The sequence below is a fragment of the uncultured Xylophilus sp. genome (assembly GCA_913776965.1).
Taxonomy (GTDB): domain Bacteria; phylum Pseudomonadota; class Gammaproteobacteria; order Burkholderiales; family Burkholderiaceae_C; genus Xylophilus.
On record CAJYQL010000087.1, the window covers coordinates 1 to 3,740 of the forward strand.

At 67.1% G+C, this 3,740-nt stretch carries 2 protein-coding genes and 2 pseudogenes; all 4 read left to right on the top strand.

Going from position 1 to position 3,740, the window contains the following annotated elements; all coding sequences use genetic code 11:
* Positions 1-208 (top strand): annotated as a pseudogene (locus tag QZ500_RS13205) (ABC transporter ATP-binding protein); the annotation flags it as partial.
* 27 nt (positions 209-235) lie between these two features.
* Positions 236-1,164, top strand: a pseudogene (locus tag QZ500_RS13210) (branched-chain amino acid ABC transporter permease).
* Between the two features lie 22 nt (positions 1,165-1,186).
* Positions 1,187-2,251: a branched-chain amino acid ABC transporter permease gene (locus QZ500_RS13215; RefSeq protein ID WP_295855871.1), complete on the top strand. Its 1,065-nt coding sequence runs from the start codon at positions 1,187-1,189 to the stop codon at positions 2,249-2,251.
* 68 nt (positions 2,252-2,319) lie between these two features.
* Positions 2,320-3,642 (top strand): ABC transporter substrate-binding protein, encoded by a 1,323-nt coding sequence (locus tag QZ500_RS13220; RefSeq protein WP_019700158.1) that lies wholly within the window; start codon positions 2,320-2,322, stop codon positions 3,640-3,642.
* Positions 3,643-3,740 lie beyond the last annotated feature (98 nt).

Below are 3,740 nucleotides of genomic sequence, written 5' to 3' on the forward strand. Positions count from 1 at the left end.
GAAGCAGGACATGTGCCGCTTCATCCTCGACGTGAACGACGAATTCGGCACCACCATCGTGCTGATCGAGCACGACATGGGCGTGGTGATGGACATCTCCGACCGCGTCGTGGTGCTGGACTACGGCAAGAAGATCGGTGACGGCACGCCCCAGGCGGTGCGCAACAACGAAGACGTGATCCGCGCCTATCTGGGCGCAGGGCACTAGGCACGCAGGACATCGGAGGCATACGCCATGGGTTTCTTTCTCGAAACGGTGTTCGGCGGCCTGATGGCCGGCATGCTCTACGCGCTGGTGGCGCTGGGGTTCGTGCTGATCTTCAAGGCCTCGGGCGTGTTCAATTTCGCGCAGGGTGCGATGGTGCTGTTCGCGGCGCTCGCCATGGCGCGCTTCGCCGAATGGCTGCCGCGCTGGCTGGGCTTCGACAGCCTGCTGCTGGCCAACCTGCTGGCCTTCTGCGCGGCGGTGGCGTGCATGGTGGGCGTGGCCTGGCTGGTGGAGCGGCTGGCGCTGCGCCACCTCGTGAACCAGGAGCCGATCGCGCTGCTGATGGCCACGCTGGGCATCACCTACTTCCTCGACGGCGCGGGCCAGCTCATCTTCGGCAGCAGCACCTACAAGATCGACGTGGGCATGCCCAAGGATCCGATGATCGTGCTGGAGAACGTCTTCGAGGGCGGCCTGCTGCTCTCCAGGGAAGACCTCTACGCCGCCGTGGTGGCCGCCGCGCTCGTCGCGCTGCTCTCGCTCTTCTTCCAGAAGACGCGCACCGGTCGCGCGCTGCGCGCCGTGGCGGACGACCACCAGGCCGCGCAGTCCATCGGCATCCCGCTCTCGCGCATCTGGGTGATCGTGTGTCGGTGGGCGGCATCGTCGCGCTCGTGGCGGGGATCATCTGGGGCAGCAAGCTGGGCGTGCAGTTCTCCATCTCGCTCGTGGCGCTCAAGGCCTTCCCGGTCGTGATCCTCGGCGGGCTCACCTCGGTGCCCGGCGCCATCGTGGGCGGCCTGCTGATCGGCGTGGGCGAGAAGGTGTCCGAGATCTACCTCGGGCCCTTCCTCGGCGGCGGCATCGAGAACTGGTTCGCCTACGTGCTCGCGCTGGGCTTCCTCCTCATCCGGCCGCAAGGGTTGTTCGGGGACAAGATCATCGACCGCGTGTAACCGGTAGAAGGAGCCAAGCAACATGTTCTACCGCGAAAACGGCCAGTTCAAGACCAGCTACCAGGCCGACCTGGCGCTGTTCCCCATCGCGCAGGACCGCTGGGCCCTGCTCGCCCTGCTGGCGGTGGCCTTCGTCGGCGTGCCGCTGGCGGGCAGCGATTATTTCTTCCGCGCCGTCGCGGTGCCGTTCCTGATCCTGTCGCTCGCGGCGATCGGGCTCAACATCCTCGTGGGCTACTGCGGGCAGATCTCGCTGGGCACGGGCGCTTTCATGGCCGTCGGTGCCTATGCGGCCTACAACCTGCAGGTGCGCATCGAGGGCATGCCGCTGCTGCTCGCGCTGCTGGGTGGCGGGCTTTGCGCCACGGTATTCGGCGTGCTGTTCGGCATCCCGAGCCTGCGCATCCGCGGGCTGTACCTGGCGGTGGCGACGCTCGCCGCGCAGTTCTTCACCGACTGGTTCACCAACCGCGTGAAGTGGGTGACCAACGATTCGTCGTCGGGCTCGGTGAGCGTGGGCCACCTGCAGGTCCTGGGCTTCGGCATCGAGACGCCCGTGCAGAAGTACCTGCTGTGCCTGGGGTTCGTCGCCGTGTTCGCGCTGCTCGCCAAGAACCTCGTGCGCGGCGCCGTGGGCCGCGAGTGGATGGCCATGCGCGACATGGACGTGGCCGCGGCCGTGATCGGCATCCGCCCGGTGTACGCCAAGCTCAGCGCCTTCGCCGTGAGCAGCTTCATCGTCGGCGTGGCCGGCGGGCTCTGGGGCTTCGTGCACCTGGGATCGTGGGAGCCCGCGGCCTTCGGCATCGACCGCTCGTTCCAGCTGCTGTTCATGGTGATCATCGGCGGGCTGGGCTCCATCGCGGGCAGCTTCTTCGGCGCGGCCTTCATCGTGCTGCTGCCGCTGCTGCTGAACTACGTGCCCCACTGGCTGGGGCTGCCGCTGTCCACCGGCACGGCCACGCACCTGGAGCACATGATCTTCGGCGCGCTGATCGTGTTCTTCCTCATCGTCGAGCCCCACGGCCTCGCGCGGCTGTGGTCCACCGCGCGGCAGAAGCTGCGCATCTGGCCGTTCCCGCACTGAGCACGACCCGTTTCTATTCCGTTCCGCCAACGCACCACCCGAGTGCCCACATCCCAAGGAGACAAGCCATGCAACCCAGGAAGATCGCATCGATCGCCGCCGCCATCGCGGCCGGCCTCTCGGTATGGAGCGCCGCGCCACTGGCGCAGGCGCAGGCCGCGGGCGAGCAGTTCGTGCCGCTGCTCGTCTACCGCACCGGGCAGTTCGCGCCGCTCGGCATTCCCTGGGCGGACGGCAAGCAGGACTACCTGAAGCTCGTGAACGCGCGCGACGGCGGCGTGAACGGCGTGAAGCTCTCGTTCGAGGAGTGCGAGACCGCGTACGACGCGGCCAAGGGCGTGGAGTGCTACGAGCGCCTCAAGGGCAAGGGCGGCGGCGCCTCCGGCTTCGACACGCAGTCCACCGGCATCACTTTCGCGGTGACCGACAAGGCCTTCGTGGACAAGATTCCCGTCGAGACCCCCGGCTATGGCCTCTCGCAATCGGCAGACGGAACGGTGTTCGAGTGGAACTTCCCGCTGCTGGGCACCTACTGGACCGCCGCCGACGTGATGCTGCAGGACATCGCCAAGAAGGAAAAGGGCAGCCTCAAGGGCAAGAAGATCGCGCTGGTCTACCACGACAGCCCCTACGGCAAGGAGCCGATCCCTCTGCTGCAAAAGCGCGCCGAGGCCGACGGCTTCACGCTCAGCACCTTCCCCGTCACGCCGCCCGGCGTGGAGCAGAAATCCACCTGGCTGCAGATCCGCCAGCAGAAGCCCGACTACGTGCTGTTCTGGTCGGCCGGCGTGATGACGCCCGCCGGCATCCGCGAGGCACAGGCCAGCGGCTACCCGCGCGAGAAGATCTACGGCATCTGGTGGGCCGGCTCCGACCATGACGTGAAGGACATCGGCGCGGGCGCCAAGGGCTACAACGCCATCACCATCCACAACAGCGCCGCGAAGGACAAGGTGCACGACGACCTGAAGAAGTTCGTCTATGACAAGGGCCAGGGCACGGGTGCGCCCACGGGCGTGGGCACGCTGGCGCACACGCGCGGGATGATGATCTCCATGCTGCAGGTGGAGGCGATCCGCGCCGCGCAGGAGAAGTACGGCAAGGGCAAGGTGCTCACGCCCGAGCAGGTGCGCTGGGGCTTCGAGAACCTGGACCTCTCGGCCGACAAGCTCAAGGCCCTGGGCTTCGGCGAGATCATGCGCCCCGTGAAGACCTCGTGCCAGAACCACATGGGCACCGACTGGGCGCGCATCGTGCAGTGGGACGGGGGCAAGTGGAACATCCAGTCCGACTGGTACCAGGCCGACAAGACGCACATCGATCCGCTGGTGAAGGAGTACGCGGCGAAGTATGCGAAGGACAAGAACATCAAGCCAAGGACTTGCGGGTAACTACCCCTGAGCGGCTGCGCCGCTCCGCGCTGCCGCCAGAGGCGGCCGCCCTTCGTGTACGTCCAAGCCTGCGCAGGCAGGCTCGGAGCCGCGGCACT

Bases quoted from the DNA above. Each gene is read 5' to 3' on its own strand.
- QZ500_RS13215 (WP_295855871.1), top strand. From the start codon at position 1,187: ATGTTCTACCGCGAAAACGGCCAGTTCAAGACCAGCTACCAGGCCGAC.
- QZ500_RS13220 (WP_019700158.1), top strand. From the start codon at position 2,320: ATGCAACCCAGGAAGATCGCATCGATCGCCGCCGCCATCGCGGCCGGC.